The sequence below is a fragment of the uncultured Fibrella sp. genome (assembly GCF_964250085.1).
Taxonomy (GTDB): Bacteria; Bacteroidota; Bacteroidia; order Cytophagales; family Spirosomataceae; genus Fibrella.
In genome coordinates this window covers 1,056,400-1,081,190 of sequence record NZ_CAXUEC010000001.1, presented here as the reverse complement: position 1 = coordinate 1,081,190, position 24,791 = coordinate 1,056,400, and the positions used below count along the sequence as shown (strand labels likewise).

Sequence of the window (24,791 nt, the reverse complement as noted above, 5' to 3'; positions counted from 1 at the left end):
ACACGGACTTGAGTCCGTAAGTAATAGCCCATTGATTGCATTGCTATTACTTACGGACTCAAGTCCGTGTTACCCTACTTAAATATCCCTAGCGGGTCGGGCTGCTTGGCTATCAGTTCTTGTAGGTACGTTAGATCGAGGCTGGAAATCTCAATTTTGTACGCTTTGTGTAGATACATCCAGGCTGAGCGATAATCTGCCTGCAGGTAGCTGGCGATTGATAGCTTTGAATAAGCCGTAGCGTGATCAGGGCGCAGGAAAAGTGCCTTTTGCAGGTGTTCACGGGCATCTTCCAGACTTGCCGTATCCGATTTAGCCTGATACTGTTCCAGTTCCACCGTGGCCAGATCGGTCATCATTATGGCGTTCGTGTCTGATAGAGCTACGCCCCGTTTCAGCATACGAACGGCGTCTGTGAGTTGATTGCGCTGGTAAGAAACCACGCCCAGTCCCCAATACACATCGGGGTTTTTATCGTTCAGAATGTAAGCCAGATTGAATCGATAAGCCGCCGTATCCAGTTGCGCCTCGGCAATGTACTCCCAACCCCGTGAAGCGAAAAACTGACTCGCTTCTTCCCGCGACGTAAAATTCTGGTCGCAATCATTCAGAAAATGAATTTCATCCTCGATCTGACCAGGTGACTTCGACCGTTCGCCAAAAAGTGGCAGGATGCGCGCGTCGACAACGCGCTCGGCAACGACCGCTTTCTTCGTCGACTCGGCATTGACCGACGCCATAGCCTGCGCCGTCGATAAATCGGCGGTGTGGCTATCCGGCGTATGTACTTCCGATGCTTTCGCCGGTGCCTGTTTTGTCGCTTTAACCATTACCGGCGTTCGGGCTTGCCCAAACGCGAGGCCAGGTAGCAGCAGCAAAAACAGGGCAGTTGCTTCCCAAGCCCGTAACGACGTACCTGACGTGTATGGCTGATCGACTAGTCCTGACTGCTTACGATGAGATTGCATAGCTACCGTAGAACGACGGGGCATTGAAGTTAGTACATAGTCGTTGATTACCGACGACCAGTCCGTGGTTTTTTTGGTCCTTTCGTAGCTGAGCCTGAGCGGCCTGCGGGTTTTGCCCCCGGCCGTGCCGACGATTTTTTTAATGCGCTCACTGGTCGACCAACACTTGGATCGCGTTTTTTGGCCGCACCACCCGCCCTCGCTTTTCGATCCCGACCAGGATGCTCTTTCTTTTCGTGAAATGCCCCCTGAAAAGTAGGATCTTCTTTTCGGCGTTGTTCATCTATTTCGCGCAGCATATCCTGCTGTTCGTCAAATGGGGTTTCCACCGCCGGAATTTCGGCAGGAATAGGCCGACGAGGCACTTTCATCTTGATGATCTTCTCGATCTTCTCGACATGATACAACTCGGCCATCGTCACGAACGTGATAGCCTCGCCTGTGTGATTGGCCCGTCCTGTTCGCCCAATTCGATGGACATAATCTTCGTAAATGATAGGTACGTCGAAATTAATTACATGCGATACTTCGGCTACGTCGATTCCCCGGGCGGCAACGTCCGTTGCAACCAGCACACGCACGTTGCCTTCCTTGAACGCTTCCATCGAATTGATGCGCGTATTCTGCCCCTTGTTGGCATGAATCACCCGAACCTCACCCGCTTCAAACACTTTTCGAGCCAGAAATTTATAGATATTCTCGGCGTTGGTTTTTGTGCGGGCAAACACGATCACGCGCTGGAATGCCTCCTGCGTAACCAGGTAGTTGAGCAAATTGATCTTCGTGCGGAAGTTAGGCACCTCATACACGACCTGATCCACCATCTTTGCCGTCATCGTTTCGGGCGTCACCTCAAGCCGGATGGGCGCTTCGAGAAATTCAGACGACAGTCGCTCTACCCGATCGGGGAACGTAGCAGAAAACAGCAAGTTTTGGCGTTTGCGGGGAATAACCTCCAAAATGGCCCGGATTTGCGGCATAAAGCCCATATCCATCATCTTGTCGGCTTCGTCGAGAATCATCGTTTTCAGATCTTTCGTCACCACTTCGCCCGACCGGTACAAGTCATTAAACCGACCGGGTGTAGCCACAATAATATCAACCCCGGCCTGTAGCTGCTCGATCTGTTTTTTCGGCCCCAAACCGCCGTATAGTGCTACGTGGCGTATATCTGTATATTTGGCCAGCTCACTGATCGCCTGATCAATCTGCATGGCCAGCTCGCGGGTAGGTGCCAGAATGAGTACCCGGGGAGTGGTTCCCTGCGCGTATTTAACCCGCATCAGCACAGGGAGCAGGTAAGCCGCAGTTTTACCCGTTCCTGTCTGCGCAATGCCCAACACGTCGTGGTTGCCCAGGATGGTTGGAATCGCTTTTTGCTGGATGGGGGTCGGTTCAGTATAGCCTGCTTCGGCTACGGCGTTGAGTAACTGACGATTGAGCGCAAAGTCATCAAACGACGGCGTTTTCTCTGGCGTTGGCTCACTTGGTGTTGAATTCATACCACAAAGGTACATACTTTAGCCCCAAGCTGGGGTTAAGCTCAACTTAGAGGTAAATACGACTGCTTACTGTCTAAAATTTGAACCCCATCTCGATAGCGACCGTATTATTGCGCGACTCCAGCGAGTTGTTTCGAAATACGTTGACCAGACCGCGCTGGTAGCTCAGCCCCAGATTCACCGCGTTGACTGCATTTATTTTATACTGCACACCTGCCCCGAGCAGCACACCAACGTCCGCAAAACCATACTGCCGCTGGTAACTGCCGCCCGACGTAGCGTATTTATACAGCGGATTGGTAGTCTGATCGAGGGGTTTTTCGGCCAGTTTAATGTCGATCAGGCCACCGCACTGAACGTACCCACGCAGACTCGGCCCGATTTCGTTGGCATACATTTTCACCGTCAGCGGAATTTGCAGATATTGAAGATTGTACACCGATTCGCCGGGCGACTGGCCAGGCCGAAACACATCTTGCCCGAACGAACCCGGAATCACGAACGACGACCGTTTGATGGTATACCACAGTCCTGAACTGAAGGCGTATCTGTCTCTGAAGAAGAAATAATCAAGCGACGGGCCAACGCTCATACGTACCCCGACCCCGTTTGTCTGAAACTGGCTGTAAGACCCGGTTCCTTCAGCCGTGTTGTACGAAAAGCTCGGAGCAAACCGGAAACTCATCTCGATCAGCCGACCATTCGGCCTTGTGAAATCAAAAGTCTGGTTAGTCCGCCGTTCGTTGCGTTCTTCCTCATAATCACGCGAAATAGCAACTGCAGGACGTTTTGTTGACAACCGGTCCGCCGGTGCGGTACCTGGGCGGCGCAGTTGAGCCTGCACGGGTGTCGCTATCAGCAGAGCCACGAATGCCCCAAGAAGCAGGCCGGGGGCTGCAACTTTTTCCATAATTTTGCACGTTTCAAAGACAGCTATAAATGCCACCTTGTATGGGAGTTAGGGTCAGCTCACGCCGGTTTGTCCAGTTAATGACAGCCAGCCTGGGCCTTCTTTTATGTATATTAGTCAATTCTTGTACCAAACCCGAGTCGGTCTCTATTGAACGGCTCGATCAGGCCCTGTTTTCCAGCAAGTCGCCCGCTGACGTGAAGGCTTTTCTGGCGAAACACCAGAACGTGGTTCAATTGTACTTTAACGCGACGAACCCCGTTTCTGATACAGCGTTGATCAATGAACTTACCGCACGGATCACCAACCCGGAACTGAAGGTACTTTACGAACAAACCCAAACCGAATTCGGCCACGCCGACCGGTTAGCGGGTGAGCTTTCAGAGGCTTTCACGAACATCAAGCGCGACTTTCCTACCTTTAAACAACCCCGCGTGGCCACCGTTGTTACCGGCTTCATGGGGCCAGACCTGGTTGTTACCGACAGTCTGATCATCATTGGCCTGGATTATTTCGCTGGTCCAACGGCGAAATACCGTCCCCGTGGCGAAGAGTTCCCTCAATACGTCCTGCGCCGTTACGCGCAACCATACATTGTACCAACTATCGTTCGCATTCTCTCTGAACGATTCAATACGCAGGACCAAACCGATCAGTCGCTACTGGCCGACATGGTGTATAACGGTAAAAGCCTTGTTTTCACACGCACCATGTTGCCCGAAGTGCCGGATAGTTTAATCATCGGCTATACAGACCGCCAACTGACCGAAACGTTTAATGCACAGGACCAGGTTTGGGCACATTTTATTGATAACCAGTTGCTTTACCAGACCAACGCCGACATCAAGAAGCGATACATGGGTGAGCGACCCTTTACGGCTGAGATCGGTAACCGTTGCCCCGGCCGCATTGGCGACTGGCTGGGCTGGCGAATTGCCAGTCGCTATTATGACGAAAAGAAGGTTTCTATACAGGACCTGATGAAAACCACAGATGCCCGACGACTTTTCCAGGAATCGGGCTATAAAGGACAGAAAGACGAATTATAAAACGTCATTTGTTGCGCTGTCCTTAAGTGGTCATTGATCGTTTGAGCTATCAATGACCACTTAAGGACAGCGCAGCAAATGACATTTCGAGGAAATGGCAAAACGAGGTAAAAATTTTGGAGAGGAAGCCTCCGAAGAAGATAAAAAGAAAATAAGCGGGGCAGGTCTTCGCCGGGCAGCGCGGCTGTTCTCTTTCGTGAAACCCTACCGCATGCAGTACGTGGTTGGGTTTGTGTTTCTGCTACTATCCACGGCTACTACGCTAAGCTTCAGCCTGATCATTCGCGAAGTAACCAATGTACTGGATGGAAAATCAGGGTTTACGCTGAATCAGATCATCCTGTTTTTCATCATCGTTCTGATTGGGCAGGCCGTTTTCTCTTTTTTCCGGATTTATTTCTTTGCGCAGGTCAGCGAACGGTCAATGGCCGATATTCGCCGGGCGGTGTATAACCGGATGGTAACACTGCCGATTCCCTTCTTCGAGCAACGGCGGGTGGGTGAACTGACCAGCCGATTATCGTCAGATGTATCGCAATTACAGGATGTTCTGTCACTGACTCTGGCCGAGTTTTTCCGGCAGATCGCCACCCTCTTATTCGGCACGGTGGCCATTCTGTACCTTTCCTGGAAATTGACCCTGTTCATGCTGGCCACCTTCCCTTTGCTGATTGTGGCCGCCATGTTTTTTGGCCGGTTTATTCGAAAAATGTCGAAACAGGCGCAGGATGAACTAGCCAATGCCAGTGTCATCGTTGAAGAAACGCTTCAGGCAATCAACGTGGTAAAAGCGTTTACCAACGAACGGTACGAAGCACAGCGATACGGCTCGGCCCTCAGCCGCGTGGTGGGCATTGCCCTGCGATCCGCCAAATACCGCGGTGCATTCGTCTCCTTTGTGATTTCAGCCCTGTTCGGCAGTATAGTCGGCGTGCTTTGGTATGGCGGAAATCTGGTGATAAGCCACGAAATGGTACTGGCCGACCTTATCACCTTCCTGTTCCTGATGGCCTTTATTGGCGGATCGGTAGCGGGTATGGGTGACCTGTACGCGCAAATTCAACGAACGATCGGTGCCTCGGAACGCATTCTGGACCTGCTTCACGAAAATCCAGAAGTTGACATCGTTTCCCCTCCGTCAACACTGGCAGTGCCGATCAGAGGCGCTGTCTCGTTTGAAAACGTTCGCTTCTCATATCCATCCCGCCCCGATATTGAGGTGCTGAAAGGCGTTTCTATCCGTGTAGAAGCCGGGCAAAAAATTGCACTGGTTGGCCAAAGCGGTGCGGGCAAATCGACCATTGCCCAGTTACTGATGCGATATTATCCACTCGTTAGCGGACAGATTGCGGTGGATGGCCAGTCGATCACCGAGTATGACGTCACGAATTTACGGCAGCACATCGCCATTGTTCCGCAGGAGGTAATGCTCTTTGGCGGCACCATCGAAGAGAATATCCGGTACGGTAAGCCTGAAGCAACAGACACTGAGATTGCGGAAGCAGCCCGCCGTGCCAATGCGCTTGGGTTTATTGAATCATTCCCGGAAGGGCTAAAAACCCTTGTTGGCGAGCGTGGCGTTAAATTGTCGGGTGGGCAACGGCAACGGATCGCCATTGCCCGGGCTATTTTGAAAGATCCCGCCATTTTGATTCTTGACGAAGCCACTTCGTCGCTCGACGCTGAGTCGGAACGGCTTGTACAGGAGGCATTGGATGAGCTGATGCAGAACCGTACGACGCTGATTATTGCGCACCGCCTGGCCACTATTCGTAAAGTTGATCAGATTTATGTACTCCGCGATGGCCTGATCGCCGAGCAGGGTACACACGACGAACTTGCAGCCCTTGACGAGGGCCTCTATGCGAATCTGGTTAAATTGCAGTTCGAAACGAGTGAAAATGCCTTATGAATTGTGCGGCTTTAGCCCCCTTTGGGGGGTTGGGGGTAAAGCCGCACAATTCGTTTATAACAAACGCCATGAACCCTGCACAGACCTTAAAAGACCATGATCTGCGGCATACCAGCAACCGGCTGGAAATGCTCGATTTGTTTCTGCAAAGCGACCATGCGTTGGCGCATGGCGATATTGAATCACGCCTCGGGCCCGACCACGATCGGGTAACCATCTACCGAACACTGCGCACGTTTCTCGATAAAGGAATTGTTCACAAGGTGCTGGATGATGCTGGCGACCCTAAATATGCCCTTTGCCGTACTACCTGCGGTAAAGACGATCATCATCACGACCATGTTCATTTCAAATGTCAGCAATGTGGTCAGACTACTTGTCTGGATGATGTTCAGATTCCAGCTATCGTCCTGCCTAGCGGTTACAGTAGGCAGGAGACGAATCTGCTCATTCAGGGCACCTGCCCTGAGTGCCTGTAGCCTTGTATCTCCACGTCAATGACTTCTTTCTCTGACCGCGAACGCGGTTTTCAACAACAGGCCGAAGCTGATCAGCAACGGCATAACCAACTGGCTATCTGGCGTCTCGCCTGGTTCGCTTTTTCCGTAGCTACCGTTTGGCTATTGATAGTCAGCAAACAGTCCACCTGGGCGCTCATCGCCGGTATAGTTGGTCTGGTCGTTTTTACACGCATGATGACATGGCACCGGGCTGTTCGTCGGCACAGCGACCTCAACCGCCACCTGGCCACCATCAATACCGACGAACAGCAACGGCTTGCCCGGCAGTTTACCCGCCCCGAAACAGGTCTTGCCTTTGCCCCAATCGATCACGCGTACGCCCATGACCTGGACGTATTTGGCAAGCACTCGCTATTCCGCCTCCTCAACCGGACACGTACCCACGATGGAGCCGCCCGGTTGGCCCAATACCTGTTGCAACCCGCCCAACCACACATCATTTTTTTGCGTCAACAGGCCATTCAGGCGCTGCAAACGCACATTAACTGGCGACAGGACTTTGAGGCTACCGCCATGCTGAATGAAAAGATCAGCCTCCCTACCGCGGGAATACGTACCTGGGCAACCAGCACCACGCCTCTACCCGGTTGGATCAACATTGCCCGATTCATACTACCTGTTCTGACACTGGGAATATTTGTCAGTTGGGTGATGGGCTACGTACCTGGCTGGTCTGTCTTTGCGGCCATAGCCTTTCACGGGGTTGTATTGAATCCACTTCAGGAAACAACTAAACAGGTAAGCGAACAAACGCATGAGATTGCGCAGTCGCTGGCTGATTTTGCCGATCTTTTCCGCTTCGTTGAACGTACCCCCGGCGAGTCTATTTTGTTGGCCGATCTGCGGAAACAACTACAGTCTGGTCAGGCGACGGCCTCGGTGGCTATACGTCAGTTAGCACGGTTGGTTGAAAACTTCAACTTTCGTCGCAATCCTTACTTCTACATTTTCATTGGATTGCCTTCACTTTGGGACGCTCACTATCTGGTTGCGCTAAACCGCTGGCGGGAACAGCACGGCCCCGCGCTGGCCGATTGGTTTGGGGCATTGGCCGAGGCCGAAGCACTGAACAGCCTGGCAGGCTTCGCTTACGCTCATCCTGATTATGTGCAACCCGATCTAGTCGAAGAAGCAGGCGTACACATCGACGCCCAGCATGTAGCCCATCCACTGATTCCGCCAGTACGGGCGGTGGCCAATTCGCTCGCCTTTGACGGATCTGGAAAAACAATTTTGATTACGGGCTCCAATATGTCGGGAAAGAGTACCTTTCTACGCACAGTGGGGCTCAACGTGGTGTTGGCGCAGGCAGGAGCAGTAGTAGCTGCCCGGCGGTTCGTTTGTTCGCCTGTTCAGGTATATACCAGCATGCGTACACAAGATTCGCTTGAAGAAAATACATCTTCGTTTTACGCAGAGCTAAAACGGCTACGTACGCTAATTCAGCTTACGCAGGCCAATCAACCCACAGTATACGGTGAAGTAGCCTTGCCAACTGACCTGCCTATTCTGTATTTCCTGGATGAAATTCTGAAAGGAACAAACTCAGCCGATCGCCATAAAGGTGCCGAAGCGCTGATCCGCCAACTGCACCGAACCGGAGCCTCAGGCTTCGTGTCGACCCATGACCTGGAACTTGGCCAACTTGGCGAGTCCGTTGATTTCGTACAGAACTACCATTTCCGGTCGGACATTGATGAAGGCAAGGTCACCTTCGATTATCAACTTCGACCCGGCGTTTGCCAGAGCTTCAATGCCAGCCAGTTGATGAAAGCGATTGGAATAGAAATGTGAACGTTGACCTGACTGCTATTTCTTGAACTCTCCCTTATACGTGTCGAACACCAACGCATTGATCCAGTAGGCATCACGGGTGAAGTAGAACGTTTTGGTGTTTAGCCCGCCAATTTCCCGGAAAATCTGCTGCGCCAGCAACGTACCTGCCAAGCACCCCTCGCGATTATACACGCGTCTGGTCGCTTTGGCATGGTCACGTTCAATCAGTTCGCGCAGTTTAGGGTCTTCAATCATGGCAAATGAACGGCTTTGCCAGTCAATCCAGCCTGTTGGCGAGTGAAGCATTTCCACAAATTGCCCGAAATCATCGAGGGTAAACTCAACGATTTCCTCCTGCAATTTCTCTGGATAACGCCAGGTAATGAATTGATAAGCTGCACCGCCTGTCAGATAAATCGTAGACCGGCTTATGTCTTTAATTCCCGGGTTGTCGTTCAACGACATTCTGATGATTGGGGCAATAGAGTCCTCAACCATCGTCTTCAACTGGGTAGCGTAGTCTGTCTGGCTAGGGCGACGAAGCAGGATACGCTCGGCAAGCCGACGGGCACCAAACTCAATAGTATAGGATTTAAATGTGTAACGCGTAGCACCCGACGCACTTACGTAGGGTTGCAGGATACCGCCTTTTAGATTGCCACCGCCAACATCGACTAGAATCGCTTTGTCGAAATCCTCACGGGCCAACCCCGCCCGGACACTATAAGTTGCCTCAACCTTGGTAGGCATATCGATCACGGTGGACATACCCAGTATTCGCTGCGTCTGCACGTTTACGTCGGCTACGTTGGTGGCCGTATTCACGCCAGACGATGTATAAATGATAAAATCCCGGTTAGTTAAACCAAACGTCTCGCTAACGTCTTTTATCATTTCCTGCACAGTAGCTACTGCTTCCTGAATATCGGCCATACGCAGTCTGCCGTTGTTCAACTCCATGCCTTTCACCAGGCCAACTGTCTCTTGCCGGTCGTAGACCAGCTTATACTTCAACCTGCCCTCCTGATGATAGAAACCAATCACAGATAGCTTAACACCTTGAGAGCCTATATCGAATCCCGCTCTATACCCATCGAAGGAAATAGTAGTAGGCGGCGACTGAGCAATAATGCTGCCAATCGTAAAGTACAACCCGAACAGAAGCAGGCAGGTATGTCGACAAATGCGTGATCGCTCCATCACAGGCTCAGGCAACTAGAGGCAAAAAAGCGATAAGAGGCTGTTAATCTGTACATTATTCAGTTATTTATTTTTCTGGTTAGACAAGTTTGTAGTTGGAAAAGATACAAAAATATGGCAAGTATATCGGATAAATACTCCACAAAGCGTATGCCAACCAGGCACAATTGCTAAGTTATATTGCTTACACCTAAATGAAAGACAAAAAAAGGCTCTGGAATAGTACCAGAGCCTTTTTTTGTCTACTTATGAATTGCTCCCTACAAATGGATGGCCTCACCGTAGGCCGCCTCAGTAGCATCTTTTATAGCTTCTGACATGGTCGGATGCGGATGTACCGCTTTCAGAATTTCATGACCGGTTGTTTCCAGGCGGCGGGCCGCTACTACTTCGGCAATCATTTCCGTCACATTATTGCCTATGAAGTGAGCCCCCAGGAACTCGCCGTACTTAGCGTCAAAAATCACTTTTACGAAACCTTCCGGCGTACCTGAAGCCTTTGCCTTGCCCGATGCCGAGAATGGAAACTTGCCGACTTTCAGTTCGTATCCGGCTTCACGCGCTGCTTTCTCCGTATAACCCACCGACGCGATTTCGGGCGTACAGTACGTACAGCCCGGAATATTGTTGTAATTCAGTGGCTCTACATGCGGCAGACCGGCGATCTTTTCAACGCAGATGATGGCTTCGGCCGAGGCTACGTGCGCCAGGGCCTGCCCTTTCGTTACGTCGCCAATAGCGTAATACCCATCAACATTAGTCTTGTAATAATCGTCGGTAACAATTTTACCCCGATCTGTTTTTATGCCCGTTTCCTCCAGGCCGATGTTCTCGATATTGGCCACCACACCGGCAGCCGACAATACTACATCAGCGTCGAATGACTTTTCCCCGTCGGGTGTTTTCACCGTCACCTTACAGCCTTTTCCGCTGGTATCAACCTTGGTCACTTCTGAACTGGTGTAGATGTCAACACCCAGCTTCTTGTACTGGCGAAGCAACTCTTTCGAGATATCTTCGTCTTCAACCGGCACGATGTTGGGCAGAAACTCGATGATGGTCACTTTGGTGCCCATGCTGGCGTATACATACGCGAACTCGACGCCGATTGCTCCCGAGCCAATGACCAGCATGGTATCGGGCCGCTTCTCCAGCGTCATGGCTTTACGGTACTCGATCACTTTTTCGCCATCGAGGGGTACACTTGGCAGTTGACGAGCCCGGCCACCGGTGGCGATGATAATGTTTTTAGCTTCGTATTCAGTGGTTTTACCGTCTTGAGCGGTCACCTCCACTTTTTTACCCGGCTTTACCTTACCCGTACCGCTGATGATGTCGATCTTATTTTTCTTCATCAAAAACGCTACGCCCTTGCTCATGCTGTCGGCCACACCACGGCTTCGTTTGATCACGGCACTGAAATCAGCCGACGATTCACCCACGGTGATCCCGTAATCTTTTGAGTGCTTGATGTATTCAAAGACCTGCGCACTCTTCAGCAGGGCTTTGGTGGGGATACACCCCCAGTTGAGGCAGATCCCGCCCAGGCTTTCGCGTTCAACAACGGCTGTTTTCAAGCCCAATTGCGAAGCCCGGATGGCCGCTACATAGCCGCCGGGTCCGCTTCCTACCACGATAACATCGTACTGTGAAGCCATTATAAAACTTGTTCGAAGTTGAGGTCAGGCGTTAGATTAAACGCCGATTTCAAAACGCAAAGGTAGGTTGAAAAGTTGACCAGCCGCGACTTATCCCAAAACCAAACCCACCCACCGGTTTGTTGTATCTTTGCCAAACCATAGGGAACACAGAGCAGGCAGCTATAAATGACCCCCGCTGATCTTTTTAGCACGTCGTTGAGCCACATCAACCCGGTATTTTCGCAAAATCTGCGTTCCAATCTCTCACCCGCAAATGCGGGTTATTTGCCGATATGACTACTGAACAAGTACAGGAAATCCGGGGCCGAGTTGAGGCTTTACGGGGTTATTTAGATTACGACAATAAAAAACAACAGCTTGCCGAACTGGAGCAGCAAACCTTTCAGCCTGAATTCTGGACCGATGCGGCCCGCGCTGAAAGCGTAATGAAGCAGGTACGTGGTCTGAAAGGCTGGATTACGGGCTACGAAAAGCTGCTTGGTGAATTTGGCGACCTGGAAACGCTGTACGAATTCTACGAAGCAGGCGACGTACCTGAAGAGGAAGTCGATGAAGAAAGTCGTAAACTTCAGATTACCCTCGACGAACTGGAGTTGAAAAAGATGCTCAGTAACGAAGAGGATCAACTATCGGCTGTGCTCGAAATTAATTCGGGGGCTGGTGGCACCGAAAGCCAGGACTGGGCCGATATGCTGTATCGCATGTATATGCGCTGGGCAGAGAAGCACGGATACGGCGTAAAACAGGTCGACTATCAGGACGGAGATACAGCAGGCATCAAATCGGCTACCATCGAAATTGACGGCCCACTTGCCTATGGCTTCCTGAAATCAGAGAATGGCGTTCACCGATTGGTACGCATCTCCCCATTCGACTCTAATGCCCGTCGCCACACGTCATTTGCCTCTGTATACGCCTATCCGCTGGTCGACGACACGATTGAGATTGATGTAAACCCGGCTGATATTACCTGGGATACCTTCCGATCGGGAGGAGCTGGTGGCCAGAACGTGAACAAAGTTGAAACGGCCGTTCGACTCAAACACAAACCATCCGGCCTCATCATCGAGTGTCAGCAGGAACGTAGCCAGTTAATGAACAAGGAAGTAGCTATTCGCTTGCTGAAGTCGAAATTATATCAAATTGAGGTTGAAAAACGCAATGCCGCCCGCGCTGAGATTGAAGCCAGTAAGCAAAAAATCGAGTGGGGATCCCAGATCCGTTCCTATGTGCTCGACGATCGCCGGGTGAAAGATCACCGTACGGGTTACCAAACATCCAACACCGAAGCCGTTTTGGATGGTGACATCGACGGATTTATTAAGGCTTATCTGCTGGAGCAGTAAGCAGACTACTAGTCGTGTCTATGGCCGTCGCAAGGTTTGCGACGGTAGTAATCTGTGGGGCTACTACTGAGAACGTCCACGCAAAAGAGCCAAAATCTCTTGCTGAGTACTTTCCAGTCTCCCCTGGCTTGCTTTCAGTTCATCAACCTGTTTGAACCCTTCCCGTACTTCGTCTTTGAATTCCTGAACGTCAATAGTTAGGTTAACTACCGCCTTGGCCGTTAACGATAGATTTTGCTCAATACCCGCAATCTTAGCGACCTCTTTCTCAATACCTGCAATTTTGGCCACTTCTTTCTTAATACCTGCGATTTCGGCTACCTCTTTCTCGATACCCGCAATCTTAGCTACCTCTTTTTCAATGCCTGCAATCTTGGCCACCTCTTTCTGAATACCCGCAATCTTGGCTACCTCTTTTTCGATACCTGCAATCTTGGCTACCTCTTTTTCGATGCCTGCAATCTTGGCTACCTCTTTTTCGATACCCGCAACCTTGGCTACCTCAACTTCCATATGTTGAAGTTTTTCTTCGATGCCCTGGATTTTAGCTACTTCGTTTAGAATAACACCCTGACCATCAACTAGTCGGTCAACTTTCTGAAGGACTTCAGCGAGAACTGGCTCTATCTGGTTTAATCGTTGTTCGGATCTCATGCACGCAAAAGTAAGTATTGGTTTAATGTGATGAAAATGATGTCATGATCACCTATTATATTACCATCAGCACCTTGCCCATCACCCGGCGGCCAACCATTTCGCTGAGCGCATCAGCGGCATTCTCGAGTGGGTACGTGGCGTGAATGTGCGGAACAAGTTGACCCTGTTCCCAGAACTGGAGCAACTCCTGCACGTTCTGTTTATTTTCTTTGGGCTGACGTTCGGCAAAGGCACCCCAAAATACCCCCACTACTGAGCAGCCCTTTAACAGTGGCAGGTTGAAAGGTAAACTTGGAATTGGTCCGGCGGCGAAACCGACAACTAAATACCGCCCTCCCCAGGCCATCGAACGCAATGCCTGTTCGGCTAAATTGCCGCCCACCGGATCATACACCACATCTACACCTTTTTTACCAACCAGTTCGGTCAATCGGTCTCGTAGCGGTTGAGTTGTGTAATTAATGGTTTCATCGGCACCATACTCACGGCAGAGGGCCAGCTTCTCCTCAGTCGAGGCGGCGGCGATCACACGCGCACCCATGAGCTTACCAAGCGTTACAGCGGCCAATCCCACGCCACCGGCCGCACCAAGCACCAGCAAGGTCTCGCCAGAACGTACCTGCGCGCGTTGTTTCAGGGCGTGGTATGAGGTGCCGTAGGTATACATGAGCGAGGCAGCCGTAGCATAATCCATACCCGATGGCATTGGAAATGTCTTGACCGCATCGGCCAGTACGCCTTCGGCAAAGCCACCCCAGCCAGTTAGCGCAAATACGTTATCGCCCGGCTTAAGGTGCGTGACGTCCGCGCCTACTTCCCGCACAACACCCGCTACTTCGCCACCCGGCGAAAAGGGGAAAGCAGGCTTAAACTGATATTTCCCCTCGATAATGAGCGTATCAGGAAAGTTGACGCCACAGGCTTTTACGGCGATCACAACTTGACCCGGCCCAGCCTCGGGCCAGGCAATCTCATCAACGGTCAGAGATTCAGGTGGGCCAAACTGGTGACAGAGAACAGCTTTCATAAATTAAAAGTCAGGAAAATAAAAAGTCATTAGTATGAAAAGTCTTCTTTGCGTTACTCACGCAAGTACATGGCTGGCGCTTAAGCAATACAGAAAGACTTTCCAGACTAACGACTTCAGGCTTTTTCTGACTTCAGTTAAGCATACATCTGCACGTCGTCGAGGGTAATGGCGTCGCCACACATGATCACGAGCCGTTCGATGACGTTGCGCAGTTCACGAACGTTACCTGTCCAGGGCATCGACTGGAGATAAACCATCGCTGCCGGTTCTATCTCTTTGACGGGCGAATTATAGTCAACGCTGATATCCTGCAAAAATTTATCGGCCAGTAGCGGAATGTCTTCTTTCCGATCAGCCAGCGCAGGTACGTGAATAACGATGACACTGAGGCGGTGGAATAAATCTTCCCGGAAATTACCCTCAGCAATTTCCCGGCGTAGATCCTTGTTTGTTGCCGCAATTACGCGGACATTAACCTTGATCTCTTTATCGCCACCAACGCGTGTGATTTTACTCTCCTGCAAAGCACGCAAAACCTTGGCTTGGGCCGACAGGCTCATATCACCAATTTCGTCCAGGAACAGCGTTCCCCCATCGGCCTGTTCAAACTTACCGATGCGCTTTGCTGCTGCTCCGGTGAACGCACCACGCTCATGCCCGAACAGTTCACTCTCGATCAGCTCACCCGGAATGGCGGCACAGTTCACTTCAATAAGCGGCATACCGGCCCGGTTCCCTTTTTCGTGAATTCCCTTGGCTACCATCTCTTTGCCCGATCCATTGGGGCCGGTTATCAATACGCGTGCCTCCGTAGCGGCTACCCGGTTGATGGTTTCCTTTACTTTCCGAATTGGGTCTGAGTCGCCAACGATCTCATTGATCTTATAGATTCGTTTCTTCAGCGTCTTGGTTTCCGCAACGAGTTTCGATTTCTCGATGGCATTACGAACGGTCACCAGAAGGCGATTCAGATCGGGTGGTTTGGTAATGAAATCGAAGGCACCGCGTTTCGTTGCCTCAACAGCGTTTTCGACGTTACCAAAAGCCGAGATCATGATAAACTGAGTGCCTCGTTCAGCTTCGTTCGCTTTCAGCAACATCTCCAGCCCATCCATTTTAGGCATTTTAATATCGCATAAGGCGACATCATAGCGCGTATTGAGGACCATTGTCAGGCCTTCTTCGCCATCTTTGGCCTCATCGACCTCGTAGCCCTCATATTCTAAAATATCGCGCAGGGCTGCCCGGATGCTCTTTTCGTCATCAATAATGATGAGTTTGGCCATAAATTATGTAAAAAACTAAGTCGATAGATACGCTTATCAATTACCTGATCAAATTGATCCAGCAATCAACCATTGCTTTAATAAATCGAAGTAAGGTCATTACACACAAGGAAACAACATCAACCCATTATTTATAACCCTTATCCAATTGAATGTTGGCAACGCCTAAGCAATTGATCAGTGCGGCCCGTAGCTACCTGCAAATGTAAAGCGGTCATAAAAAAAGGCCAACCAGTTGTGGTTGACCTTTTTTTATGGTTCCTATATACTTATCGACCACTGCTCATCGAATTGCCACTACGCAATTTTGTGTCCAGTTCACGGGCTACTTTTAAATGCGTTTTTACTAATGGATGAGCGGCTTTGGCCACGGCCATCAGGTTGGCATCCTGTCCTTTACTTTCTACTTTCGACATTGTTTTGTCGAGCAGTTCATGGCCTTTTACGGCATGTTCTTTCACATAATGCCGGTCCAGTTCTGTTCCCGACATGCCCTGCATTTTCGCCACCATCTCCTGTGTTTTGGCATCTGGTGAGCTGGGAAGCGTAACGCCCTTTGCAGTGGCAATCTCCTGTAATTTAGCCGACAGACCGGTCTGCTCATCTACTTCGGCCTGAGCCATCTCGCGCACTTCAGGATTCGTCGATTTTTGAACTGCCACTTTGCTGGTTTCCAGTTGCATCATGCCCCCCATAGCCACCTGCATCATCAGGTCTTCATCCGCTTTCGATAGTTTCGTGCTGTTGGGCGTAATTGAAGCCACCGTTGCGGCTCCTTCTTTGTTCATACGGTCGAAATCCATTTTACTGGTTCGCCCAACCATGTCAGTATCCATCCGGCTGGTTTGGGCTTGCGTCAATTCTGTGGTAAGCAGCGTAGCGATCAGGCCTGCGCTTACAAGCAATGCATTTTTCATAATACGTTGTGATTTGTTGTTGGAAAAACAGAGACTTAACCGATCCCAAAGCCAAGTGTTTGCCGGTTTAGAAGAAAGTTTTATTAGTCTATAGATTATAAAGACAATAAAACTTAGGCGGCCTGTGAATAGCTCCGTTCCCTCACATAATTATAACGTTACCAACAAATTACACCCTCGCACATCGGCGTTATCAAACCGGCCCATGATCCTGAACGTACCTGAGTTGCCTTCGTACTGGCCCAGGTCCTGCGTCTCGATGAAGGCACAGGAATCCAGATTTGCCAGATCGATCACGTTTACGCCACCGGTCTGTTTCCCGGTTGCTTGGCCAGGTACGTAGCTGTGAAATGGATCGTTGAGATCGCGGAGACGTACCTGAATGGTAGCGCCTGGCGAGAACACACCCGCCCCGGTTGAGTACCCCTGCGACAGCAATTCGGTCATGCCATATTCGGAGTGAATGGCTGGCAAGCCCAGCGCCGTCCTCAACTCAGCATGTACTTCTTCGCGAAGCATTTCCCGGCGCCGACCTTTCATACCGCCAGTCTCCATCACCACCAGATTCGGGTGCGTGCCAACCCAGGTTAGCGGTTCGGGCGTTTGATCAATCCAGTCTAGCAGGCCAAACGTAACACCGATCAGCAGTACCTTTTTGACGGGCACGCTATGTTGCGTAGCCTGTTCGGTCAGGTACCGGAGCCGGTTTGTTAACTCAGCATGGTCATTCAGGAAAAAACCGGACTGATCGGAGCCCGACAGGTCCATAAATCGCTGAACCATATATACTAGCGACGAGTTATTTCGTTCCAGATACGACGGCAATAACCCCAGAATATGAAACTGGCTGAGTGGCCCGTAGATGTCTTCGAATAGCCGCTGGCAAACCGCGTCGTACAGGGGCAAATCGGGCACCAGATGCCTGCTGGTAGTTGCTCCGGTAGTTCCGCTGCTGGCAAACTCAGTGGCGCCGGGTACGTCTGGAATGAGTACCCGATGTGTTTTAAAAAAGCTAATCGGGAGAAACGGAATCTCGGCCAGCGTCTGCACCAACTCAGGCTGGCACCGAAGATGGCGTAAGTACTCGGCATAAACGGCATTATGGCGGGCCTGGTATCGAAACAGATCCAGGGCCAGTGCCTCGAAATCGGTGGGTGTTACGTTGAGAATACGTTGCCGTAACAAAGACCGCCAGTCGGATTGGGATAAAAACACAGTAGCTTGCAAAAATTCAGTACGTTAACAGCATGCGCAGACAACTAATTCATCAGGGAATGTTGGCCGTGGCCCTTTCTGTGGCCCTGACCGCCTGTTTTACAGAACCCGATTATAGTGATACGCCCGCCATCAGTCTGGTTGGCCCACCCGTAAAAGTTACGCTTGCGGCTGGTAGTGGCGTTGGGCAGGCCGCCCGCGATTCGGTCATTCTAACGATCAGGCTTCAGGATGGCACCGGCGATATTGGCGAAGATACCCGCGACACCACCCGGCAGCGCGTTGTCTTTGGCAAGGAAACCTGGGGAAATTACGAAATCAAGACATTTGAGTTTGCCAACGGTATCTACAAAGAGCTACCGGCTGGTGATAATAGTAAACTTTTTTTTCCTCGCTCACCCTTAACCAGCCAGAAAGGAGCCGTTGAAGGCGACATTGACTTTGGTCAGGTATTTTTCTACCAACGCCCCTACCGCATGGCCCCCGTGCGCTTCCAGGTACGTATCCGCGACAGGGCGCTAAACGTCAGCAATACAATTGTAACCGACACGATATCTGTACCCTTGAATGGGCGATAAGTTCCTAGTTTCTCCGCCTAACTTACCTTCTTTGGCCCTCGCAGCGTGAGCAGTGAGGGCTTTTTTTTGCGGGCCACGGGTACTTCAGGTAATACGCCCGGTTCGCGATTGAGCACGATACGGAACGTGGTGCCTTTACCTATCTCCGACGATTTCACGTACAGGCGGCCGTTATGATACTCTTCCACGATCCGTTTGGCGAGCGTTAGTCCCAGGCCCCAGCCCCGTTTTTTGGTACTGTAACCCGGCGAGAAAACCTTGGACATGCTCGATTTGCTCATGCCTTTGCCCGTATCGGTAATGTCGATGCCTACTTCATCGTTGGGCAGGGGCAACAGGCGGATACGCAACTCGCCGACGCCCGCCATGGCATCTACGGCATTTTTGCAGATATTTTCGATGACCCATTCGAACAACAGCCGATTGATGCGCACCATCAGCGTGGCGGGCAGGTTGCTCTCGACCGTCATTTTCACTTTGGTCGAAATACGCCGGGCCAGATAATTAGTAAACTGGGTCACTACTTCGTCCAGATTCTCGTCTTTCAGCGTCGGAATAGAGCCAATGCTGGAAAAACGCGCCGTAATTGTTTCAAGCCGCTGTACATCTTTCTCGATTTCATCGGTCACCTCAGCCTCATAATGGTCGGGATCGGTGCGCATGTAGTCGACCCAGGCCAATAGTGACGAAAGGGGCGTACCTAACTGGTGCGCCGTTTCTTTGGCCAGCCCTACCCACACGCGGTTTTGCTCGGCCCGGCGCGACGAACTGAACGACAGATACGCCAGCACCGCCAGAGCGGTAAGGATGGCTAGCAGAGCAAAGGGGAAATAGCTTAGTTGCTTGAGTAACTGCGAATTATTATAATAGATAAGGCCTTTTTCGCCGTCTTTCAAATCAACGACAATCGGCGGATGGTTTGCCCGCATTTCCAGAATCTGCTGTTTCAGGAAGTCGTGCTTCTCTTCGCCAGTCAGGTTGTCGGGAAAATCGACGTTTCGGCATTGTGATGGCTCAAGGTGCTCGTCTACGTAAATGGCGGGTATAGCGTTATTTTCATTCGTCTCGATGATGCCCGTCACGATGAAATTCAGATTTTCCTGTTCGTCAGCCGTTTCAATGGCGTACGCCAGCGCTCTGGCGTATAGTCGCATGTACTGTTCCTCCCGCGCTTCAAGTCTGTTGATAATCCGGTTCGTAAATAGCACTGACCCCGTTCCTACCAGGAGCAAGTTCAACGCTACGATGATTTTCATTACGTTATTCTGACTGTATATATCGAACGACTTCAGCATGAACCTCCCTCTTTATCCTTACAAGGTAACGAATCATAGAACCTGAACGTACATAAGGGTGTTTCTTCAATAGACGTTTCAGTAGGATTTTATAAAGAAAAACGGCTCCCTGTTTATATAAATTCTAAATAGTCTATTAGCTCACACGATCGGCCATGCAGACTGTTTTGTACTGTAATTTTGTACTTCGTTTAGCTGTTGACTAAGCGTAATCGCTATGTTTGACGTTTTTAAATCAATCAGTTTATCTCACAAAACGGCCCCACTGGCAGTACGTGAGTTAATTGCACTCAACGAAGACGAGGCCAAGAGGCTAATGCTTCGTTTACGCGATATTCTAGGCCTTTCCGAGCTACTGGTTGTATCGACCTGTAACCGTACCGAGGTGTATTACACGGCATCCGATGACCACAACGACACCATTGCGCGCCTGTTGTTGATTGAAAAGGGACTGACCGATACGGACGCTTACCTTCCTTATTTCCAGCAAATACCCGACCACTCGGAGGCTGTTCGCCATCTGTTTGAGGTGTGCGTAGGCTTACACTCGCAGGTGATCGGCGATATGCAGATACCAAACCAGGTAAAGCAGTCGTACCAATGGTCGGCTGATCTTGACCTGGCTGGCCCTTTCCTGCATCGGTTGATGCACACGATCTTCTTTACCAACAAACGGGTAGCTCAGGAAACGTCGTTTCGGGATGGTGCCGCGTCGGTGTCATACGCCGCCGTTGAACTGATCGACGAACTGCTGGGCGAACGAAGTAACCCGAGCGTACTGGTGGTGGGATTGGGTGAAATTGGTGCCGACGTTTGCCGGAATCTGGCCAATCGGGGCGTTACCAACATTACGCTTTGCAACCGTACCCGCTCAAAAGCCGAAGAACTTGCCCGCGAGTTGCAGGTACGTTTCGCCGACTTCGATCAGTTGTCGGCTGAGATTCAGCAGGCCGATGTGATCATTTCGGCCGTTCAGCGCGACGAGCCACTGTTTACGCCTGCCCTCCTACGCGAGGTGACCGTGCTGACCTACAAATACTTTATCGACCTGTCGGTGCCCCGTAGCGTGGATGCGGCTGTTGAGCAGATTCCAGGTGTACTGGTGTATAATATTGACCATATTCGTAACCGGGCCGACGAAGCCTTAAATCGTCGGCTGGCGTCGATTCCGCAGGTGGAGGGCATCATAGCACAGGCCACCGCCGAGTTTGGCGACTGGTCGAAAGAGATGATGGTATCGCCGACGATCAACAAGTTGAAGAACGCGCTCGAGCAGATTCGGAAAGAAGAGATTGCCCGCCATCTGAAACACCTTGGTCCTGATGAATCGGAGCGCGTAGACAAGATTACGCGGGGTATTATGCAGAAGGTCTTGAAGCTGCCCGTCTTGCAATTGAAAGCAGCCTGCAAACGGGGTGAAGCTGAAACCCTGATCGATGTGTTGAACGACCTGTTTAACCTCGATAATCAGCCCGCCGATATCGGTGACTCGTCATTACATTACTAACCTGTGGTTCATATAGAATGCCCCGGCTCCACAAGTGCCGGGGCTTTTTTGTGCGCGCACTCCAAACAGATGCGTAGTATATATAGGCTCGAAGCCTCTTTTCTAGCCGATATACGTTTACTATTTTTCTGATTAACGTCAACTTCCAGATCCGTGAAAACTACCATACTGCTACCGGCTGCCCTATTGCTTACACTATCCATCACGGCTACAGCCCAGGTAGGCGTCGGCACGAAAGCTCCGAAAGGGGCTACCATTTACTTCGACGGCAGCCAGAAAATGCGCGATGCCAAATGGACGTACTGGGATGGGCCGGGCCGGGAGGCAACATTGCCTATAAAATGGCCCATGATGACCGACCCCGTTGATGGTGGTCCGGTTATGAGTAGCAACGACCCCACTTCGGCGGGTGGTAAATACGGGTCAGCCGATCTGGTTACGAAAGACACGTTCAAAGATGCCCGCATTCACGTTGAATTCCTGATTCCAACTGCGGGTGGCAACAGCGGCGTTTACCTGCAAAACCGGTACGAAATTCAGGTACTCGATGGCGACTCCACTACCCACGGTATGGCGGCGGTGATCAACGAGGAAGCCTCGCCCTATAGTGCCTACAATGGCCTGGGTAAGTGGAATGCGTATGACATTACCTTCCGGGCGGCGCGATTTTCTAACGGTAGGCTGACCGAAAAGGCGCAGGTGACGATGTATTTCAACGGTAAAAAAGTGCATACCAACAAATTCATCAGCCAGGTTTGGGGTGGCCCAAAATCAGGCATCGATGGCGGTAATGAGGGTGGCAAAGGCATTACCGATACACCCGGCGGATTGAAGCTACAGGCCGAAGGACATAACGTCATGTACCGCAATGTCTGGATCAAGCCGCTAAACATCACCAAAGCATCAACTGATTTCTAATATTTGGGGATTGGGTAATTGGCTGATTAGGTGATTAGTTAATTAGGAAATGACGGCTGCCTGATGGCTCCTAATAGACTACCATTTGCTTAATCCCTTAATAACCAATTTCTTAATTCCTAATCAACCAATTCCCTAATCGCCCCGTAGCGCGTCGACGGGGTCGGTGAGGGCGGCGCGCAAACTTTGGTAGGAGACCGTAATCAGGGCCACCAGGATAGCCAGTAAGCCAGCGCCGACAAAAATCCAGCCGTCCAGGGAAACCCGATACGAGTAGGTATTCAGCCACTCATTCATTCCCCACCAGGCGAGTGGCACAGCTAGCAAAATCGCTACGAGTACCAGTTTCAGGAAGTCTTTCGACAGCAAAGCCACTACGCTTGGCACACTGGCTCCCAACGCTTTCCGGATACCAATCTCTTTGGTGCGCTGTTCAGCCATGAACGTAGCCAGCCCAAACAAACCGAGGCAGGCAATCACGATAGCCAGTCCGGCAAACGTACCGGCCATAGCGCCAATAGGACGTATCTGGTCGAATTTTAGCTGGTATTGCTGATCAACGAAATTAACCTCGAATGGAAACGCCGGATTATACTGCGTGAAAATCCGGGCCGTCTTCGTCAACGCTGTCTCCGTAGGCATGGCCGGATTGAGCCGGTAATTGATTGTGCTGTACCAGTTGCTGCCTTTAACAAACATAGGGGGCACTTTATCGAAAGGAGACCCCCATATGAAGTCGGCAAAAACACCCACAATTCGGAACGACGTCCCCTCATTCTGAATCAGTTGTCCAACCGGCTCTTTAAATCCAATTGCCTTGGCAGCGGTGGCGTTGATGAGGCAGGCAGCCGTATCGGTGGGGTACAGTTGCTGGTCGAGGTCACGGCCGGCGATGAGCTTAACTCCCATCGTTTTCACAAAATCACCCGCACAGGTTAACTGATCGAACGTGATTTTTGAACCAGGCTGTTTACCCTTCCAATCCAGCCCCCACGTGTTACTATACGATTCCGTAATGGCATTGTTGGTTTTGCAGACGGCCGTAGCAATACCCTGATTCAGCAGTTCATTACGAATAAGCGCGTAGTTCTTGCCAATGTCGCCCGTAAACCGGCTGAAGACCAGGTTATGCTGATCATACCCCATGTCACGCTGCTGGGTATGAGCTAGTTGCTGCTTTATTACCAGCGTGCAGATGAGTAGCCCTACCGTAATCAAAAATTGAAAGACAACCAGTACCTGCCTGGGCGCTACCTTACCCCGAAGGGTTATCAACCGACCTTTCAACACACGAATTGGCTGCATTCCCGACAGAAACAAGGCTGGATAACTACCGGCCAACGTACCTGTAATCAGAACCAACAATAGACAGGCTAGCCAAAAACGCTCCGTTCCATACGGAATCATCAGTTGCTTTTCGGCAAGCTTGTTCACTAGAGGTAAGGCCAGTTGAGCCAACAACAAGGCCAACAGAAACGACATCATAGTCAGCAGTAACGATTCGCTAAGAAACTGACGTATAAGCGACCAGCGGCTAGCCCCTACCACCTTCCTGATGCCTACCTCACGGCCTCGTTTTTCAGACCGGGCGGTACTCAGATTCATGAAATTGATGCACGCCAGCAACAGAATGAACCCAGCGATGTAGCCCGCCATACGCACATAAACGAGGGCACTGGCACGTTCGATTCCGTTCTGGAACCAGCCATACAAATGCCAATTCGATGAGGGATACAGAAATACCTCGTTGTCTTCTGTCCCTTTTGAATTACGCTTTGTAATGTCGCGGATCTTGGCATTCACCGCTGCCAGCGTAGCCGTTGGGGCCAGTTCAACAAACGTGCGGACGTAGTTGTTGCCCCAGTACGCATAGTCGTCGCCGGTTTTCGACAGGTAAGCCCAGGGCAGCAGCATCTCGAACTCGAATTCTGTATTCTTCGGCAGGTCTTTCAGCACGCCCGACACCACAAAACTGTCTTTATTATCTATCCGTACCACCTTACCCATCGGATCGGCATTGCCAAACAGCTTTCGGGCGGCCGATTGCGTTAATACGACCGAATTCGTGCCATTGAGAGCTGTTCTCGGGTTGCCCTGCACCATAGGAAAACTAAACATGGTGAGAAAACCGGGGTCGATGAAGCTGCCATCAAGATTGATGCGGATGGTGCCGTAATTGGTCAGATAAGGCTGTTTCCAAAGCACACGGGACGATTCCACAATTTCTGGAAACTCAGCCTTCAGAGCAGGCGCCAGTGGACTGGGCGTTGTAGGCCAGCAGTGAATGGAACCCTCGAATGTATTGCGGTTATACGCCTTGTATAATTGGGGGCCTTTGGCATGAAACCGGTCGAATCCCAGTTCGTCGGCGATGTTGATACCGATCAGCAACGCACAGGCCATTCCCAGCGCCAGACCCACCACATTAATCAGGCTTTGCGTGCGGTTACGCCATAGCGTACGAAATGAAACCAGCAGGTAGTTACGAAACATAAGGCTATCAATTTTGCTCTGAAACGTACCTACAAAAAAAAGTCCATATT

20 protein-coding genes are annotated in these 24,791 nt (G+C 50.9%); 8 read left to right on the top strand and 12 right to left on the bottom strand.

Features of this window, described 5'->3' with window-relative positions:
• Positions 1-74: 74 nt before the first annotated feature.
• The 3 genes from ACFE8Q_RS04300 to ACFE8Q_RS04290 all read right to left on the bottom strand — a co-directional run bounded on the left by ACFE8Q_RS04300 (position 75) and on the right by ACFE8Q_RS04290 (position 3,380).
• Positions 75-968 carry a tetratricopeptide repeat protein gene (locus ACFE8Q_RS04300; RefSeq protein ID WP_375444124.1) on the bottom strand — a complete coding sequence of 298 codons (894 nt, stop codon included), beginning with the start codon at positions 966-968 and terminating at the stop codon, positions 75-77.
• 47 nt (positions 969-1,015) lie between these two features.
• Positions 1,016-2,470, bottom strand: coding sequence for a DEAD/DEAH box helicase (locus ACFE8Q_RS04295; protein ID WP_375444123.1), 1,455 nt, complete (start codon positions 2,468-2,470; stop codon positions 1,016-1,018).
• Positions 2,471-2,543: 73 nt separating this feature from the next.
• A complete protein-coding gene (locus ACFE8Q_RS04290; protein WP_375444122.1) occupies positions 2,544-3,380 on the bottom strand; it encodes an outer membrane beta-barrel protein in 837 nt (278 codons plus the stop codon).
• A gap of 41 nt (positions 3,381-3,421) precedes the next feature.
• On the opposite strand from ACFE8Q_RS04290, the gene ACFE8Q_RS04285 reads away from it, so the two are divergent.
• The 4 genes from ACFE8Q_RS04285 to ACFE8Q_RS04270 all read left to right on the top strand — a co-directional run bounded on the left by ACFE8Q_RS04285 (position 3,422) and on the right by ACFE8Q_RS04270 (position 8,656).
• Positions 3,422-4,429 (top strand): gliding motility protein, encoded by a 1,008-nt coding sequence (locus ACFE8Q_RS04285; RefSeq protein ID WP_375444121.1) that lies wholly within the window; start codon positions 3,422-3,424, stop codon positions 4,427-4,429.
• A 94-nt stretch (positions 4,430-4,523) separates the two neighbouring features.
• Positions 4,524-6,341, top strand: coding sequence for an ABC transporter ATP-binding protein (locus tag ACFE8Q_RS04280; RefSeq protein ID WP_375444120.1), 1,818 nt, complete (start codon positions 4,524-4,526; stop codon positions 6,339-6,341).
• A gap of 68 nt (positions 6,342-6,409) precedes the next feature.
• On the top strand, positions 6,410-6,820 hold the full coding sequence (locus ACFE8Q_RS04275) for a Fur family transcriptional regulator (protein WP_375444119.1): 411 nt from the start codon (positions 6,410-6,412) through the stop codon (positions 6,818-6,820).
• A gap of 18 nt (positions 6,821-6,838) precedes the next feature.
• Positions 6,839-8,656: a DNA mismatch repair protein MutS gene (locus ACFE8Q_RS04270; protein WP_375444118.1), complete on the top strand. Its 1,818-nt coding sequence runs from the start codon at positions 6,839-6,841 to the stop codon at positions 8,654-8,656.
• 15 nt (positions 8,657-8,671) lie between these two features.
• On the opposite strand, the gene ACFE8Q_RS04265 is transcribed toward ACFE8Q_RS04270, so the two are convergent.
• Both ACFE8Q_RS04265 and lpdA read right to left on the bottom strand, forming a co-directional pair.
• The gene (locus ACFE8Q_RS04265; protein WP_375444117.1) at positions 8,672-9,838 is read right to left on the bottom strand and encodes a hypothetical protein; all 1,167 of its coding nucleotides are present in this window, start codon (positions 9,836-9,838) and stop codon (positions 8,672-8,674) included.
• A 260-nt stretch (positions 9,839-10,098) separates the two neighbouring features.
• Entirely contained in the window at positions 10,099-11,496 is a 1,398-nt protein-coding gene (gene lpdA, locus ACFE8Q_RS04260) for a dihydrolipoyl dehydrogenase (protein WP_375444116.1), read from the bottom strand.
• A gap of 275 nt (positions 11,497-11,771) precedes the next feature.
• Here lpdA and prfB point away from each other — a divergent pair, with 275 nt between their 5' ends.
• On the top strand, positions 11,772-12,845 hold the full coding sequence (gene prfB / locus ACFE8Q_RS04255; RefSeq protein WP_375444115.1) for a peptide chain release factor 2: 1,074 nt from the start codon (positions 11,772-11,774) through the stop codon (positions 12,843-12,845).
• Between the two features lie 63 nt (positions 12,846-12,908).
• Here prfB and ACFE8Q_RS04250 read toward each other — a convergent pair whose 3' ends face one another.
• From ACFE8Q_RS04250 to ACFE8Q_RS04230, 5 genes are all read right to left on the bottom strand, one after another.
• A complete protein-coding gene (locus ACFE8Q_RS04250; protein WP_375444114.1) occupies positions 12,909-13,499 on the bottom strand; it encodes a hypothetical protein in 591 nt (196 codons plus the stop codon).
• A 55-nt stretch (positions 13,500-13,554) separates the two neighbouring features.
• Positions 13,555-14,529 carry an NADPH:quinone oxidoreductase family protein gene (locus ACFE8Q_RS04245; RefSeq protein WP_375444113.1) on the bottom strand — a complete coding sequence of 325 codons (975 nt, stop codon included), beginning with the start codon at positions 14,527-14,529 and terminating at the stop codon, positions 13,555-13,557.
• Positions 14,530-14,666: 137 nt separating this feature from the next.
• A complete protein-coding gene (locus ACFE8Q_RS04240; RefSeq protein WP_375444112.1) occupies positions 14,667-15,818 on the bottom strand; it encodes a sigma-54-dependent transcriptional regulator in 1,152 nt (383 codons plus the stop codon).
• A gap of 269 nt (positions 15,819-16,087) precedes the next feature.
• On the bottom strand, positions 16,088-16,735 hold the full coding sequence (locus ACFE8Q_RS04235; protein ID WP_375444111.1) for a DUF4142 domain-containing protein: 648 nt from the start codon (positions 16,733-16,735) through the stop codon (positions 16,088-16,090).
• Positions 16,736-16,885: 150 nt separating this feature from the next.
• Positions 16,886-17,962, bottom strand: a complete 1,077-nt coding sequence (locus ACFE8Q_RS04230) for an acyl transferase (protein WP_375444110.1) — start codon at positions 17,960-17,962, stop codon at positions 16,886-16,888.
• A 20-nt stretch (positions 17,963-17,982) separates the two neighbouring features.
• Between ACFE8Q_RS04230 and ACFE8Q_RS04225 the strand changes: the two genes are divergently transcribed.
• Complete coding sequence (locus ACFE8Q_RS04225) at positions 17,983-18,528, top strand: hypothetical protein (RefSeq protein WP_375444109.1); 546 nt, start codon at positions 17,983-17,985, stop codon at positions 18,526-18,528.
• A gap of 17 nt (positions 18,529-18,545) precedes the next feature.
• Here the strand turns inward: ACFE8Q_RS04225 and ACFE8Q_RS04220 are convergent, their stop codons facing one another.
• On the bottom strand, positions 18,546-19,823 hold the full coding sequence (locus ACFE8Q_RS04220; protein WP_375444108.1) for a PAS domain-containing sensor histidine kinase: 1,278 nt from the start codon (positions 19,821-19,823) through the stop codon (positions 18,546-18,548).
• Between the two features lie 217 nt (positions 19,824-20,040).
• Between ACFE8Q_RS04220 and hemA the strand changes: the two genes are divergently transcribed.
• Both hemA and ACFE8Q_RS04210 read left to right on the top strand, forming a co-directional pair.
• Positions 20,041-21,330: a glutamyl-tRNA reductase gene (hemA, locus tag ACFE8Q_RS04215; RefSeq protein ID WP_375444107.1), complete on the top strand. Its 1,290-nt coding sequence runs from the start codon at positions 20,041-20,043 to the stop codon at positions 21,328-21,330.
• A gap of 153 nt (positions 21,331-21,483) precedes the next feature.
• The gene (locus ACFE8Q_RS04210) at positions 21,484-22,248 is read left to right on the top strand and encodes a DUF1080 domain-containing protein (protein WP_375444106.1); all 765 of its coding nucleotides are present in this window, start codon (positions 21,484-21,486) and stop codon (positions 22,246-22,248) included.
• Positions 22,249-22,383: 135 nt separating this feature from the next.
• Here ACFE8Q_RS04210 and ACFE8Q_RS04205 read toward each other — a convergent pair whose 3' ends face one another.
• Positions 22,384-24,741, bottom strand: a complete 2,358-nt coding sequence (locus ACFE8Q_RS04205; protein WP_375444105.1) for an ABC transporter permease — start codon at positions 24,739-24,741, stop codon at positions 22,384-22,386.
• Between the last annotated feature and the right edge of the window lie 50 nt (positions 24,742-24,791).

Bases quoted from the DNA above. Each gene is read 5' to 3' on its own strand.
- ACFE8Q_RS04300 (WP_375444124.1), bottom strand. From the start codon at position 968: ATGCAATCTCATCGTAAGCAGTCAGGACTAGTCGATCAGCCATACACG.
- ACFE8Q_RS04295 (WP_375444123.1), bottom strand. From the start codon at position 2,470: ATGAATTCAACACCAAGTGAGCCAACGCCAGAGAAAACGCCGTCGTTT.
- ACFE8Q_RS04290 (WP_375444122.1), bottom strand. From the start codon at position 3,380: ATGGAAAAAGTTGCAGCCCCCGGCCTGCTTCTTGGGGCATTCGTGGCT.
- ACFE8Q_RS04285 (WP_375444121.1), top strand. From the start codon at position 3,422: ATGGGAGTTAGGGTCAGCTCACGCCGGTTTGTCCAGTTAATGACAGCC.
- ACFE8Q_RS04280 (WP_375444120.1), top strand. From the start codon at position 4,524: ATGGCAAAACGAGGTAAAAATTTTGGAGAGGAAGCCTCCGAAGAAGAT.
- ACFE8Q_RS04275 (WP_375444119.1), top strand. From the start codon at position 6,410: ATGAACCCTGCACAGACCTTAAAAGACCATGATCTGCGGCATACCAGC.
- ACFE8Q_RS04270 (WP_375444118.1), top strand. From the start codon at position 6,839: ATGACTTCTTTCTCTGACCGCGAACGCGGTTTTCAACAACAGGCCGAA.
- ACFE8Q_RS04265 (WP_375444117.1), bottom strand. From the start codon at position 9,838: ATGGAGCGATCACGCATTTGTCGACATACCTGCCTGCTTCTGTTCGGG.
- lpdA (WP_375444116.1), bottom strand. From the start codon at position 11,496: ATGGCTTCACAGTACGATGTTATCGTGGTAGGAAGCGGACCCGGCGGC.
- prfB (WP_375444115.1), top strand. From the start codon at position 11,772: ATGACTACTGAACAAGTACAGGAAATCCGGGGCCGAGTTGAGGCTTTA.
- ACFE8Q_RS04250 (WP_375444114.1), bottom strand. From the start codon at position 13,499: ATGAGATCCGAACAACGATTAAACCAGATAGAGCCAGTTCTCGCTGAA.
- ACFE8Q_RS04245 (WP_375444113.1), bottom strand. From the start codon at position 14,529: ATGAAAGCTGTTCTCTGTCACCAGTTTGGCCCACCTGAATCTCTGACC.
- ACFE8Q_RS04240 (WP_375444112.1), bottom strand. From the start codon at position 15,818: ATGGCCAAACTCATCATTATTGATGACGAAAAGAGCATCCGGGCAGCC.
- ACFE8Q_RS04235 (WP_375444111.1), bottom strand. From the start codon at position 16,735: ATGAAAAATGCATTGCTTGTAAGCGCAGGCCTGATCGCTACGCTGCTT.
- ACFE8Q_RS04225 (WP_375444109.1), top strand. From the start codon at position 17,983: ATGCGCAGACAACTAATTCATCAGGGAATGTTGGCCGTGGCCCTTTCT.
- ACFE8Q_RS04220 (WP_375444108.1), bottom strand. From the start codon at position 19,823: ATGCTGAAGTCGTTCGATATATACAGTCAGAATAACGTAATGAAAATC.
- hemA (WP_375444107.1), top strand. From the start codon at position 20,041: ATGTTTGACGTTTTTAAATCAATCAGTTTATCTCACAAAACGGCCCCA.
- ACFE8Q_RS04205 (WP_375444105.1), bottom strand. From the start codon at position 24,741: ATGTTTCGTAACTACCTGCTGGTTTCATTTCGTACGCTATGGCGTAAC.